A 13050-nucleotide genomic window follows, 5' to 3' on the forward strand; every position below is an offset into this window, starting at 1 on the left:
CGGTGTCCTGCTCGGCGTGGCTGCGGTGGTCGGTGCCGTTGAGGGCGAAGTAGCGCACGGCGGCGACTCGGCCTCGACCCAGTTCAGCCAGGACGCGTACGTCGGCAGGTACACCATGCGCGTCGCTGGGTGAGATCACCGACCACGTCGGCTACGCCAACCATGATCAGCCGTTAGCGTGACACGTCCCTGCTGGGCACGACCGCCGGGGCCTGCTCCAGCACCGCGGCGGGCAGCTGCGGCCCGGCCGGTAGCGCCAGCGGCACCTTGGCTCGGGTAACCAGCTCCACCACGGTACGGCTGAGTCGCGCCGACGACTCCGACATGGACCGGTTGGCGGTGACGATCGCGCCGACCACTTCGGCCCGTGCCTGCTGGCCATGGCGAACCGCGTCCTGAATGCCTCGGGCCTGCGCGTCGATCGACTCGGCGACCTCGAGGATGGTCTCCGGCCGGACCGTCGGGGTCTGGACCACCCGGGCGATCTGCGGCACTGCCGTTTTCGACGCCGACGCGTACGCCGACAGAACGTCGTTGGCGCCGTCGGCCACCGCCTGCTGCATGTCGGCGGCCTGGTTGGCCTGCAGCAGCAGCGCCCACTGGGCGATGGTCAGCTTCATCGTCGGGATGATGCTGAGGCGCCCGGCACCGAACATCGGCGCTCGAGCCGGAGTAGCCGTTCGTCTCCTCGGGCACGATCGGTAGGCGCCAGGCGGCGTCCAGCGTGCCGGGCACCGTCTGGCGGCCGTGGTTCGGTCCAGGACCTTGAGGTCGCTGCCCTGGATCGGGCCGAGGTCGGCGTCCCAGTTGAGGACGGCGGGCAGGCCGGTGGCGGGGTGGACGAGGACGATGGCGACGCCGTCGCGGCGCAGTACTGTCCAGGCGGCGTGCGGTGCGGGGGATACGTCTCTCCTGGTTCCCGTCGTCGAGCGGTACTGGGCGGGGTGGAAGGGCCGCGTCAGACGGGCGTCCTGGCCATGTGCTGCACGGGGATGCTGCGCAGGACGTGGAGGGCGCCACCGATGGCAGCGGCGGTGTCCACGTTGGCGGAGAGGAGGACACGAGGCCGGCTGAGCGCCCGGCTGAGCGCGTGGCGGGTCAGCTCCGCCTCGACGAAATGCTGGTAGAGCGGGCCGGCGCTGATGAGGGCGGGTCCGGCCAGCACGACGGTGTCGAGATCGAAGAGATTTACCATGGTCACCGCGGCGCGGCCGATCCATCGGGCGGATCGCTGGAGGATCGCGGTGGCGTCCGGGTCGTCTGCCTGCCACGCCCGGGCGACGCGCTCGAAGTCGGCGAGGGTGTCCTCCTCGTGGGCCTTGATGCCGAGGCGCCCGGCGAGGTCGGGATGAGCGAGCACCTGCGCGACGACGGTGTGCGGACCCGCCTCGGCCTCGGCACAGCCACAGTTGCCGCAGACGCAGGGGGCGCTGGCACCCATGAGCCCCACGTGCCCGATCTCGACGGCGTTCGAGGCGCGACCGCGGTAGGCGTTGCCGTTCGCCACGATGCCGCCGCCCAGGCCGGAACCCAGGTAGATGAGCCCGAACGTGTCGGTCGGCACCGTGCCGGACCACTGCTCGCCCGTGGCTGCCGCCGTCGCGTCGTTCTCCAGCAGGACGGGCAGGCCGAGCCGGTTCGACAGCGTCGACGTCAGGGGATACTGGAGCCAGTCGGGCGTCGGATGGGCCATGAGGAGCATGCCGCGCTCGCGGTCCTGAGGTCCGTGGGTGACCAGGCCGACGCCGATGACCCGCTCTCGCGGCACGGCGGTGCTGTGCAACAGGTCGTCGATGTGGTCGGCCAGCGCGGAGACGGCCGCATCCGGCCCGCTTGTCCCGGTACCGCGGAAGCCGGCGGTCGCGACCCGCCGGCCGGCGAAGTCGATCACGACGATGGTCGTCGTGGTGCGGTCGACTTGGACGCCGACGGCGTACCAGGCGTCCGCATTCAGCTCCAGCAGCCGCCGGGGCTGGCCCCGGCCCTGCTGCTCACGGCCCACCTCAAGCACGAGGCCACCGTCGATCAGGCGGCGGACCACGTGCGTGATCGTGGCCTGTGTGAGGCCGGACAGCTCGGCGAGCTCTACCCGGCTGAGCGTGCTGCGCGTGCGCAGGAGATCGAGCATCCGCCCAGCCGTGGTGACGCGGCCATCGTCGTTGCGGAGCATGCCGCGAGGCCTCCTAGACCCGTCCCGGAGCTGGAGTTTCCGGTGATCGCTCCAGCTCATGTCTTGAGGTAATCAACTAACTTGTCAATGATCCGGTGGCGGCGACCACGCTGGCCAGCGAAGTTGATGATGGTGGGGATCGGCGTGGTGTGGGTCGAGCTGGGTGCCGACGGCGTACCAGGCACCCGCGTCCGGCTCGAGTGGACACCGGCGACGGCCCCAAGGCATATCCGCTGCTCGTGCGCTATTTGACGTACGAGTGACCCTCGGCGAGGCGGCAGCCCGTGATCGTGGCCGGGGTGGGTCCAGGTAGCTGCGGGCCCGCTGGGTGGCGGTTGCGGTGCTGAAATTTAGCGAGATCAATCAAGTCTACTTATTGACTGAGTAAATTAAGTAGCCTAAGAATGCATGCCATGCCCTTCCTGGGCCACGGCGGGCGAGCATCGCCCCCGCACGTGAAAGGACCAAGATGTCTCTTCTCACCGGCAGGCCGCGCCGCGCTGCGGCGCTCGCGGGCGCAGCCGCGCTCGGCCTCGTGCTAACCGGCTGCTCCGGCGGGACCTCGTCCGCCGGCTCGGAGGCCACGCTCGTGGCCTACAGCGGCCAAGCGGGCGACTACCAGATCAACTTCAACCCGTTCTCGCCGTCCCGGATCGGGGGTTTCGGCACGATCTACGAGTCGCTGTTCTTCTTCAACAAGGCCAGGGTCTCCGACCCGGTGCCGCTGCTCGGGACGCAGCAGTCCTGGAACAAGGACGGCACGATCCTTTCGGTGACCCTGCGCGACGGGGTGACGTGGAGCGACGGCCAGCGCTTCACCGCGAAGGACGTCGCGTTCACCTTCGATCTGGTGAAGAACAACCCGGCGATCAACAACACCGGGTTCGACGGCACCGCCGCGGCGGTGGACGACACCCACGTCACCTTCACCTTCAAGGCACCCGCCTTCGTCAAGGGCCCCGACGTGCTCGGCGTACCGATCGTCCCCGAGCACCTGTGGAAAACCACCAACCCCACCGAGGACGTCGTCGAGAAGCCCATCGGCACCGGCGCCTACCTGCTCAACGAGTTCAAGCCGCAGGCCTTCACCTACGGGGCGAACCCCAAGTACTGGGGCGGCGAACCGAAGGTCAAGAAGATCCGTTTCGTCTCCCTGTCGGGCAACCAGGCCGGCGCCGACTCCATCGCGGCCGGCACCACCGACTGGTTCACCGGGCCGATCCCCGACATCAAGAACACGAGGAAGAACTTCCCGAAGTACGACGCGTACACCCAGTGGCAGAACCAGATGGTGCTCGCCACCTGCTCCAGCGCGGAGATGGGCTGCAAGGGCCCGCAGACCGACCCTGCCGTCCGGCACGCCCTCTACTCCGCCATCAACCGGACGCAGCTCAACAAGCTGGCGTTCCAGGAGACCGCGAGCGAAATCTCCCCCACCTTCACGCTCACCCCCAGCCAGGACCGGTTCGTCTCCGCCAGCCTCGCGGAGAAGGTGGCGCCCATGGCCGCCGAGCCGGAGAAGACCGCGCAGACCCTGGAGAAGGCCGGCTGGGCCAAGGGTGCCGACGGCATCTACGCCAAGGGCGGCCAGCGGCTGTCGCTGACGGTCGAGGTCGTCACCGGCTGGACGGACTACATCACCGCGATCGACACGATGGCTTCGCAGGCCAAGGCCGCCGGCATCGAGCTGCAAGCCGCCCAGTCCTCGTGGAACGAGTGGACGGAGAAAAAGGGATCCGGCAACTTCCAGCTGGTCATCGACTCGCTGGGGCAGGGCCCCGCGCCGGATCCGTACTACCTCTACACCTACTTCTTCGACTCCGGCACCGGGGCCAAGGTGGGCAAGTCCGCCGGCAACAACTACTCCCGCTACGCCAACCCCGACGTCGACGCGGCGCTCGACAGCCTGGCCGCGCTCCCGCTCGACGACCAGGCAGCCCGGCAGCCGTACTTCGACACCATCCAGCGGGCGGTCGTGCGGGACATGCCGTACGTCCCGGTCCTGACCGGCGGGACGACGAGCGTGTGGAACACCGCGAAGTTCAGCGGCTGGCCCTCGGACCAGGACCTGTACGCCTTCCCCGCGGTGTGGTCGGCCCTCGACGCCGCGGAGATCTTCAAGCGGCTCAAGCCCCAGAGCTGACCGCCCCAGACGTCGCCCCGAGGAAAGAGCTATGCCGTGAGTTACTTCCTACGCAAGCTGGGTTTCTACGTCGTTGCCCTGTGGGCCGCCCTGACCCTCAACTTCGCCATCCCGCGCCTCCTGCCCGGCAACCCCGTCGACATCCTGCTGGCCAAGCTGCAGCAGCGGGGCGGCACGGTCTCCCCGGAGACGCGCAAGGCGTACGCGCTCCTCCTCGGGGGCGACGACACGGGGCCCCTGTGGAGCCAGTACCTGAACTACCTCAAGAACCTGGTGCGCGGCGACCTCGGGATCTCGGTGAGCTACTACCCGGCCAAGGTCTCCGACGTGATCCTGTCGTCGCTGCCCTGGACCGTGGTGCTCGTCGGGGTCGCCACCGTCCTCGCCGCGCTGCTCGGGGTGCTCCTCGGCGCGATTGTGGGGTGGCGACCCGGCACGTGGCTCGACTCGCTGGTCCCGGCCACGACGCTGTTGGCCGCAATACCGTACTTCTGGCTCGCCCTGATCCTCACCTACCTGCTGGCCCGGATTCTCGGCTGGTTGCCGCTGCAGGGTGGCTACGACGTCGCGCTCACACCCGGTTGGAACGGGCCGTTCATCCTCTCGGCGGTGCAGTACGCGATCCTGCCCGCCCTGACCATCGTCCTGGCTTCGATCGGCGGGTGGCTGCTCGGCATGCGGAACATGATGGTCTCCACTTTGTCGGAGGACTATGTCCTGACGGCGGAGGCGAAGGGCCTGTCGCCGAGGAAGATCCGGCGCTCCTACGCGGCGCGCAACGCCGTCCTTCCCTCCGTGGCCGGATTCGCCATCTCTCTCGGGTTCGTGGTCTCCGGCTCGGTCATCACCGAGCAGGTCTTCTCCTATCCCGGGATCGGCGGGCGCCTGCTCGGTGCCGTGACGAACAACGACTATGCGCTCATGCAGGGGGTCTTCCTCTTCATCACCCTCGCCGTGCTCGGCGCCAACCTGGTCGTCGACCTGCTCTACGGCCTGATCGACCCGCGCACCCGCGCGCGGCACTGACGGGGACAGCACGATGACGAACCTCACCCCCGCCAGCGCGCCGACCGTGGCTGACGCTGCCGGCACGCTGACCCGGACGACGGTTCCGGCGGGCCGCCGGGCACGGGCCGGCTGGCGCATGCTTCTGCCCCCCATGACGCCCTGGTTGGCCCTCGGTCTTGCGCTGGTCGTCGGGATCACGCTCTTCGGGATCTTCGCCGTCTATTTCGTGGGCGACCCCAGGCAGATCCGGGACCAGGGGCTGACGCCGCCGTCGGCGCAGTTCCCGCTCGGCACCACCCAGACCGGGCAGGACGTGCTCGCGCAGCTCGCCTACGCCACCCGCGGCTCGCTGCAGATCGGCGTGCTCGTCGGCATCCTCGCCACCGTCCTGTCGGCGTTCTTCGGCATCTACGGCGCCTACCGCGGCGGGTTCATCGACGAGGCGTTCTCCCTGCTGTCGAACGTGTTCCTGGTGATCCCCGGCCTCCCGCTGGTCATCGTGATCTCCGGCTTCGTGCCGCGCGAGAGCCGCGGCCTGTGGACCATCGTCGTGGTGCTCGCCCTGACGAGCTGGGCCGCGTCGGCACGGGTGCTGCGCGCCCAGACGCTCTCGGTGCGAAACCGCGACTACGTCGCCGCGTCGAAGGTCGCCGGCGAGAAACCGTGGCGGGTCATCGTCGTGGAGATCCTTCCGAACCTTCTGCCCGTCATCGCGTCCCAGTTCGTGTTCGCGGTCATCGCCGCGATCCTCGGCGAGGCCGGTCTGGCCTTCATCGGCCTCGGCGCCTCGAACTCCTCGACGCTCGGCACGATGCTCTTCTACGCGCAGAACGGGTTCGCGCTGTCGCTCGGCGCCTGGTGGTGGTTCGTGCCGCCGGGCCTGATCATCGCGCTCTTCGGGATGGGCCTGTCCCTGGTGAACTTCTCGATCGACGAGATCATCAACCCGAGGCTCAAGAACCTCCGCCTGTACCGCAAGCGCGCGCGGCAGGTCGCGCGCATGGAGCGGGGACTGGCACGACGCGGGACAGGTGCCGCGGGCACCCCCGCCGACCGCTCGACCGTTTCGGAGGTGCCCCCGCGGTGAACACGAGGCTCCCGCACGACAACGCTCCCGCTGCCGACGGGTCGAGGGCCGACGCCGTGCTGACGGTCGAGAACCTCACCGTCGTGTACGAGGCGGACGCGCTGGTCACGGCCGTCCGGGACGCGAGCCTGACTCTGCACCGGGGGGAGATCCTCGGCCTGGCCGGCGAGTCGGGGTGCGGCAAGACCACCCTGGCGTACGCGATCAACCGCCTGCACCGCCCGCCCGCCAGGATCGCGTCCGGCCGCGTGACGTTCCACGACGGCGGCGGCGAAGACGTCGACGTGCTCGCGCTGACGGAAGCCGAGCTGCGCGCGTTCCGCTGGGAGAAGCTCTCCATGGTGTTCCAGGGGGCGATGAACGCCCTCAACCCCGTCACGACCGTGCGGGCGCAGCTACGCGACACCCTGCTGGCCCACCGCCCCGGCCTGTCGCGGGCCCAGGTGCGCGAGCGATCCGAAGAGGTGTTGCGACGTGTCGGGGTGGACCCCCGGCGCCTGGGCTCCTTCCCGCACGAGCTGTCGGGAGGAATGCGCCAGCGAGTCATGATCGCCATGGCGATGCTGCTTGAACCGCAGGTCATGATCATGGACGAGCCCACGACGGCGCTGGACGTCGTCGTCCAACGCGAGATCTTGAGTGAGATCGTGCGGCTACGCGACGAGCTGGACTTCGCCGTCGTCTTCATCACGCACGACCTGCCGCTGCTGCTGGAGATCAGCGACCGGATCGCCGTCATGTTGGCGGGCGAGATCGTCGAGCTTGGCGCGGCCGGCCTGCTGTACCGCCACGCACAGCATCCGTACACGCGCAGGCTCCTCGGCTCGTTCCCGAGCCTGTCCGGAGCGCGCGGCGCGTTCATCCGCACCGGGGTCGACGAGACCGCCGTACCGACCGACGGCGCCATCGAGGAGCGAGCATGACCCTTGTCCACGTGACCGACCTCGTCAAGGACTACCGGATTCGTACGGGCCTGCGCCGCACGCGGCTGCGTGCCGTCGACCACGTCAGCTTCTACCTGGTCCCCGGGCGCACCGTCGCCCTCGTCGGGGAGTCGGGATCGGGCAAGTCCACCATCGCCAAGATCCTCACGCGCATGGAGAAGCCCACGTCGGGCAGAGTCGACGTGCGTCTCGACGACGGCACTCCGGTGCAGGGGTCGCTGTACCGGCGGCAGGTGCAGATGGTCTTCCAGGACCCGTTCGCCTCCCTCAACCCCTTCCACTCGATCGAGCACCACATCGCCCGTCCGCTGCGCATCCACCAGCGCACCCGCACCGCCGCCGAGACACACGATCGGGTGCTGGAGATGCTCGAACGGGTCAACCTCACACCTGCCGAGACCATCGCGCAGCGCCGTCCGCACGAGCTCTCCGGCGGCCAGCGGCAGCGCGTCGCGATCGCCCGCGCGCTGGCGCCGGGGGCGCAGGTACTCGTCGCGGACGAGCCGGTGTCCATGCTGGACGTCTCGATCCGCCTCGGGGTGCTCAACCTCATGGGCCGCCTGCAGCGGGAGGACCGGCTCGCCGTCCTGTACATCACCCACGACCTCGCCACCGCGCGACATTTCTCGGACGAGATCCTCGTGCTCTACCGCGGTCGCATCGTGGAGCGCGGGCCGTCCGATGCGGTGATCCTCGACCCGCACCACGACTACACCAAGTTGTTGGCGAGCGCGGCGCCGGATCCCGAGCGCCTCGACCGGGTCACGGCCGCGGTGACGGTGGACCGCGACGCGATCGACAACAGCGTCTGCTACGACCACCGCACCCGTCGGTGGGAGGAGGCCGGGGTGCCGCCGGCCGCGGCGGACGGCCCGCCCGGGGGCTGACCCAGCTCCCGTACTTCCGCATTCGTTTTCGAACCCGAGGACATCGCATGGCTCACCTCCCCTCCACCTTCCGTGCCCTGCACCACGGCTGGGCCCTCACCGCCGCCGCGCTCCCCGACGACGTCCCCGCGGCCGTCGCCGCGGCCCTCGCCGGCGGCGTACCCGCCGTCGTGCCCGGCGAGGCGCACCTGGACCTGCGGCGCGCCGGCCTGATCGACGACCCGTTCGACGGCGCCAACGAGGCCGCGCAGCAGTGGATCGGCGACACGGCGTGGCGCTTCTCGACGACGTTCAGGTGGTCCGACGACCCCTCGACGCGCCACGACCTCGTGGCTCACGGGCTGGACACCGTGGTCACCGTGCAGCTCAACGGCGACGTGGTGGGGCGGACGCAGAACATGCACCGCTCCTACCGCTGGGACGTGCGCGGGGCACTGCGCGAGGGGGAGAACACTCTCACGGTGACGTTCGCCGCCCCGGTGCCCGAGGCGACGGCGCGGGCTCAGCGCGACGGCGCCCTGCCGCGCGCCAACCACCACGAGTACAACCAGCTGCGCAAGATGGCGTGCTCGTTCGGCTGGGACTGGGGCATCGACGTCGCCGGTGCCGGCATCTGGAAGCCGATCGGGCTCGACTCGTGGTCCGGGGTGCGCATCGCCTCGGTACGGCCGCTCGTGGACGTGGTGCCGACCGGGGGGAGCGACGGCCCCGTCCGCCACGACGACGGCCTGCTGAGAGTGCACGTGGAGGTGGAGCGCGACGGCGTACGCGCCGACGAGGACGTCTCGCTCGTCGTCACCGTCACCGACCCCGACGGCGCCACGCTGAACGCCAGCGGCATCGTGCCCGCCGGCGAGACATCCGCCGTGGTCCTCGTCACGGTGACCGACGTGCGGCGCTGGTGGCCCGTCGGGTACGGAGACCAGCCGCTGTACGGCGTGGAGGTCGAGGCAGGCACCGCGGGCGGCGTCGCGTCCTGGTACGGGCGCGTCGGCTTCCGCACCGTCGAGCTCGACACGACACCCGACGAGGCCGGGGCACCGTTCCTGCTCCGGGTCAACGGCGAGCGGGTGCTCGTGCGGGGCGCCAACTGGATCCCGGATCACGCGTTCCTCACCGCGATCGACCGCGACCGGTACGGCCGACGCGTGGCCGACGCGCTGGAGGCCAACATCAACCTGCTGCGCGTGTGGGGCGGCGGCATCTACGAGTCCGACGACCTGTACGACCTGGCCGACGAGCACGGCTTGCTGATGTGGCAGGACTTCCTCTTCGCCTGCGCCGCGTACAGCGAGGACGCACCGATGTGGACGGAAATCGACGCCGAGGCCCGCGAGAACGTGGCACGGCTCAGCCCCCACCCGTCCCTCGTGCTGTGGAACGGCAACAACGAGAACACGTGGGGCTCGGTGGACTGGGGGTGGCCCGGCCGCCTGGACGGCCGGGGCTGGGGTGACCTCTACTACCGCGACCTGCTGCCGCGCGTGCTCGCCGAGCTCGACCCCACGCGCCCCTACTCGCCGGCGAGCCCCTACTCGTTCGGCGACTACCGGCACCCGAACGATGAGCGCTACGGCACCATGCACATCTGGGACGTGTGGAACCGGGCGGACTACACCGTCTATGCCCGGTACAAGCCGCGCTTCGTCTCCGAGTTCGGCTTCCAGGCGCCGCCCGCCTGGTCCAGCCTCACCAGCGTGGTGCACGACGAGCCGCTCGACCCGTTCGGCCCGCAGATGCTGGTGCACCAGAAGGCCAACCTCGGCAACGCGAAGCTCGAACGTGGGTGGAAGGGCCACCTGCCCGACCCTGTCACCATCGGGGATTGGCACTGGACCACCCAGCTCAACCAGGCGCACGCCATCCGGTTCGGCGTCGAACACTTCCGCTCCCTGACGCCCCACAACACCGGGACGATCCTGTGGCAGCTCAACGACAACTGGCCGGTGGTGTCCTGGGCCGCCATCGACTTCGCCGAGCGCCGCAAGCCCCTCTGGTACGCCCTGCGGGCCGCGTACGCCCCGCGCCTGGCCACACTGCAGCCGCGCGCGTCCGCCGAGGCGTGGGCCAGCGCGTGGGAAGGACTCGAGCCGGACCCGGACACCCTCGCGCTCGTGCTCGTCAACGACACCGCCGAGGCGTTTCGCGGCACCTTCACCGTGACGCGGGAGACGTTCGACGGCACGCTGCTGGCGAAGGCCACGCTCGAGGCGTCGGTGCCCGCGCGCGGGGCGGCCACGCTGACGGTCCCGGACGAGGTCGCCGCGTTCGGGGATCCCGCCACCGAGGTCATCGTGACCGAGCCCGACGACGCCACCGCAGGATTCGCGCCGGCGTTCCGGCACGGCGCCGAGGTGCTCGACCAGCGCCTCGACCCCCAGCCGCTGCGGGTCGAGGCCGTGCCCACGGACGACGGCTGCCTGCTGCACGTGACCGCCACGTCCTACACCCGCGACGTGTTCTGCCCTGCCGACGTGGTCGATCCCGCGGCCTGCGTGAACGACGGCATGGTGAACCTTCGGGCCGGCCGGTCCGTCACCTTCCGCGTGACGTCGCCGTCAGGCGACCCGCAGGCCTTCGCCGCCGCCGTGCGCTGCGCCAACACCCTCTTGGGCCCGGCAGAGAGGACCCTTCCGTGACCGCCACCCCGGCCGTCCCCGTGGACCGGCTCGCCCTGCCCGCCCACCACGCATGGCTGGACGCCGAGTGCCGCCGGCTGCTCGCCTTCGGCGCGCGGTCCGCGCTGCCCGACGGCGGCGCCGCCTACCTGGACACGACTGGCGAACCGGATCCCACGTACGGCGTGCTCACCTGGATCACCGCCCGCACCACGCACGCGTACTCACTCGGTGTGCTGCTCGGCGTGCCCGGCAGCGCTCCCGTCGCCGACGCCGCGCTGAAGGCCCTGACCAGCCGACTGCGTGACGCCGAGCACGGTGGGTGGTTCCATGCGCTCGGACCCGACGGCGTCCCCGATCGCGCCGCCGGCAAGTCCTGCTACGACCACGCCTTCGTGCTGCTCGCTGCGTCGTCCGCGGCGCTCGCCGGCCGGCCCGGCGGCACCACGCTGCTCGCCGACGCCGCCGACGTCTACCTCCAGCGGTTCTGGGACGACGACGCCGGTCGCCCGGTGGACACCTGGGACGCCGACTTCACGCGGCCCGACGACTACCGTGGCCTCAACGCCACGATGCACTCCGTCGAGGCGCTGCTCGCCGTGGCCGACGCCGTCGAGGTGCTCGAGGCCCCGGACGCACCCGCCGTCGGCGGGGGAGCGGCCGCCTGGCGATACCGTGCCGCGCGGGCGGCACGGTTCGTCGTCGAGCTTGCCGCCACCCACGACGGGCGCCTGCCTGAACACTTCGGGCCGGACTGGGCTCCGGATCTCGGCCGCAACCGCAACCAGCCGGCCGACCCCTTCGAGCCGTACGGCGCCACCCCCGGACATGGTCTGGAGTGGTCACGGCTGCTGTTGCACGTCGAGGCCGCGGTCGGTGCCGATGACGCCCTCGCCGCAGCGGCGGTGCGCCTGTTCGACCGGGCCGTCGAAGACGGCTGGGACGCCGACGGCGCGGAGGGCTTCGTCTACACCGTCGACTGGGACGGCACGCCCTTGGTGCGCCAGCGGATGCACTGGGTGATGGCCGAGGCGATCGCCGCCGCGGCGGCGCTGTACCGGCGCACTGGCCAGCGGCGGTACGCCGCCCGCTACGCCGCCTGGTGGGACTACGCCGAGCGTCATCTGCTCGACCACACGGGCGGCTCGTGGTGGCACGAGCTCGACCCGCACAACAGGCCCGCCGCGACCGTGTGGCCCGGCAAACCCGATGTCTACCACGCGTTGCAGGCCACGTTGCTGCCGCGCCTGCCGCTCGCGCCCACGCTCGCACGGGCGCTACGGGCGGGGCTGCTCGGCCCTTCCAGGACGGGCACCGACGGCCGATGGCAGTTGACGTGAGCAGGCGCGTGGACGTGCCCCCGGTGAGGGCGGTGGTGGTGATCGGCGAGACGTTGATCGACGTGGTGTCGGCGAGCCGCGGCGACGGTGCCGACCTCGGTGTGCGCGAGCTACCCGGCGGCAGCCCCGCGAACGTGGCCGTGACGCTCGGGCGCCTGGGCCGCGGGCCGGTGCTCGTCACCACACTCGCCGACGACTCGCGCGGCGCCGCCGCGCGGGACTGGCTCGAGGCGTCGGACGTCGCCGTCGTGGCGCACCGCGCTCGACCCGGGCGCCGCCGCGGTCGAGGACGCGCTGCGCGAGGCCCGCGGGCGCGGGCTGGTGACGTTCGACCCGAACGCGCGCCCGGCGATCACCCCGGACGTCGCGCAGGTGCTGCCGCGCGTCGAGCGGCTGGTCAGGCTCAGCGACGTCGTCAAGGTGTCCGACGAGGACCTCGGCTGGTACCACCCCGGCGCCGACCCGGTGGAGGTGGCCCGCGCCTGGACGGCGTCGGGGCCGGTCCTGGTCGTTGTCACCCGGGGCGCGGACGGCAGCGTGCTCGTACGCGGCGACGAAGTCGTCACTGTGCCGGGCGTGCCGGTGACCGTGGCCGACACGATCGGCGCCGGCGACACCTTCATGGGGGCGCTCATCGACGCGCTCGTGGGTCTCGGGGCGCACGGTCCGACCGCGCGAGGCGCTCGCCGCACTGAGCCGGGAGAACTGCGCCGGGCTGCGTCTCGGTCGGCGAGCGCCGCCGCCATCACGGTGTCCAGGCCGGGCGCCGACCCACCGACGCCGGCCGAGCTCGACGCGGCGACGCAGGCGGCGACCGCCTGAGGCGACAGCGTCACCACGGCGGCTGCGGGTC

At 71.0% G+C, this 13050-nt stretch carries 10 protein-coding genes and 1 pseudogene; 9 read left to right on the forward strand and 2 right to left on the reverse strand.

The annotated features are described in order from the left end of the window. Positions 1 to 173: 173 nt before the first annotated feature. Entirely contained in the window at positions 174 to 620 is a 447-nt protein-coding gene (locus tag MCAG_RS26295; RefSeq protein ID WP_198141632.1) for a hypothetical protein, read from the reverse strand. Between the two features lie 338 nt (positions 621 to 958). Continuing rightward, positions 959 to 2170, reverse strand: coding sequence for an ROK family transcriptional regulator (locus MCAG_RS26300; RefSeq protein ID WP_036375343.1), 1212 nt, complete (start codon positions 2168 to 2170; stop codon positions 959 to 961). 469 nt (positions 2171 to 2639) lie between these two features. Here MCAG_RS26300 and MCAG_RS26305 point away from each other — a divergent pair, with 469 nt between their 5' ends. The 9 genes and pseudogenes from MCAG_RS26305 (at position 2640) to MCAG_RS35270 (ending at position 13019) form a co-directional block, all read left to right on the forward strand. Beyond that, positions 2640 to 4313 (forward strand): ABC transporter substrate-binding protein, encoded by a 1674-nt coding sequence (locus MCAG_RS26305; protein ID WP_007075987.1) that lies wholly within the window; start codon positions 2640 to 2642, stop codon positions 4311 to 4313. Between the two features lie 36 nt (positions 4314 to 4349). Continuing rightward, on the forward strand, positions 4350 to 5339 hold the full coding sequence (locus MCAG_RS26310) for an ABC transporter permease (protein ID WP_007075988.1): 990 nt from the start codon (positions 4350 to 4352) through the stop codon (positions 5337 to 5339). Between the two features lie 13 nt (positions 5340 to 5352). Further along, complete coding sequence (locus MCAG_RS26315; RefSeq protein ID WP_007075989.1) at positions 5353 to 6408, forward strand: ABC transporter permease; 1056 nt, start codon at positions 5353 to 5355, stop codon at positions 6406 to 6408. Beyond that, complete coding sequence (locus MCAG_RS26320; RefSeq protein WP_007075990.1) at positions 6405 to 7331, forward strand: ABC transporter ATP-binding protein; 927 nt, start codon at positions 6405 to 6407, stop codon at positions 7329 to 7331. Before MCAG_RS26315 ends, MCAG_RS26320 begins: the two co-directional genes overlap by 4 nt. After that, positions 7328 to 8239, forward strand: coding sequence for an ABC transporter ATP-binding protein (locus MCAG_RS26325; protein ID WP_007075991.1), 912 nt, complete (start codon positions 7328 to 7330; stop codon positions 8237 to 8239). Before MCAG_RS26320 ends, MCAG_RS26325 begins: the two co-directional genes overlap by 4 nt. Positions 8240 to 8286: 47 nt before the next feature. Further along, positions 8287 to 10878, forward strand: a complete 2592-nt coding sequence (locus MCAG_RS26330) for a glycoside hydrolase family 2 protein (RefSeq protein ID WP_007075992.1) — start codon at positions 8287 to 8289, stop codon at positions 10876 to 10878. Next, entirely contained in the window at positions 10875 to 12197 is a 1323-nt protein-coding gene (locus MCAG_RS26335) for an AGE family epimerase/isomerase (protein WP_007075993.1), read from the forward strand. Before MCAG_RS26330 ends, MCAG_RS26335 begins: the two co-directional genes overlap by 4 nt. Then, a pseudogene (locus tag MCAG_RS36395) lies at positions 12182 to 12445 on the forward strand (PfkB family carbohydrate kinase); the annotation flags it as partial. The gene MCAG_RS26335 and the pseudogene MCAG_RS36395, both read left to right, overlap by 16 nt. Before the next feature lie 46 nt (positions 12446 to 12491). Continuing rightward, the gene (locus tag MCAG_RS35270; RefSeq protein WP_369751385.1) at positions 12492 to 13019 is read left to right on the forward strand and encodes a PfkB family carbohydrate kinase; all 528 of its coding nucleotides are present in this window, start codon (positions 12492 to 12494) and stop codon (positions 13017 to 13019) included. Positions 13020 to 13050 lie beyond the last annotated feature (31 nt).

The organism is Micromonospora sp. ATCC 39149 (assembly GCF_000158815.1).
Taxonomy (GTDB): domain Bacteria; phylum Actinomycetota; class Actinomycetes; order Mycobacteriales; family Micromonosporaceae; genus Micromonospora.

What these genes read in the sequence shown, in the direction of transcription:
- MCAG_RS26295 (WP_198141632.1), bottom strand. Translation starts at nt 620, where the DNA reads ATGAAGCTGACCATCGCCCAGTGGGCGCTGCTGCTGCAGGCCAACCAG.
- MCAG_RS26300 (WP_036375343.1), bottom strand. Translation starts at nt 2,170, where the DNA reads ATGCTCCGCAACGACGATGGCCGCGTCACCACGGCTGGGCGGATGCTC.
- MCAG_RS26305 (WP_007075987.1), top strand. Translation starts at nt 2,640, where the DNA reads ATGTCTCTTCTCACCGGCAGGCCGCGCCGCGCTGCGGCGCTCGCGGGC.
- MCAG_RS26315 (WP_007075989.1), top strand. Translation starts at nt 5,353, where the DNA reads ATGACGAACCTCACCCCCGCCAGCGCGCCGACCGTGGCTGACGCTGCC.
- MCAG_RS26325 (WP_007075991.1), top strand. Translation starts at nt 7,328, where the DNA reads ATGACCCTTGTCCACGTGACCGACCTCGTCAAGGACTACCGGATTCGT.
- MCAG_RS26330 (WP_007075992.1), top strand. Translation starts at nt 8,287, where the DNA reads ATGGCTCACCTCCCCTCCACCTTCCGTGCCCTGCACCACGGCTGGGCC.